This window comes from Colwellia sp. BRX10-3, from assembly GCF_014077505.1.
In the GTDB taxonomy this organism is placed as follows: Bacteria; Pseudomonadota; Gammaproteobacteria; order Enterobacterales; family Alteromonadaceae; genus Cognaticolwellia.
In genome coordinates this window covers 1-365 of the sequence record NZ_JACGWA010000045.1, presented here as the reverse complement: position 1 = coordinate 365, position 365 = coordinate 1, and the positions used below count along the sequence as shown (strand labels likewise).

The 365-nt window shown below is 43.0% G+C and carries 1 protein-coding gene; it reads left to right on the top strand.

All coding sequences use genetic code 11. The features are described 5' to 3' along the window. Positions 1-365, top strand: a 365-nt coding sequence (locus tag H4J38_RS16960) for a cadherin-like domain-containing protein (RefSeq protein ID WP_182133671.1), incomplete at both ends; no start/stop codon positions are given.

Sequence of the window (365 nt, the reverse complement as noted above, 5' to 3'; positions counted from 1 at the left end):
GAAGATGAGCCACTAACCATCACTTTTGCCAGCTTGTTAGCCAATGATAATGATATTGATGGGGATACCTTAACGCTTGATACCAGCGCAATACCAACGGCGACTAAAGGGGTTTTAACCCTTAGCGGCGCATCATTTATCTATACGCCTACAGCTAACCTAAATGGCGCAGACAGTTTTACCTATAAAATTGACGATGGCAGTGGCACGTTAGTCGATGGTACGGTTAATTTAACCATTAATGCGGTAAACGATTTACCGACAACCGGCACTGATTCGTTCCCGTTAAATGAAGATGAGCCACTAACCATCACTTTTGCCAGCTTGTTAGCCAATGATAATGATATTGATGGGGATACCTTAAC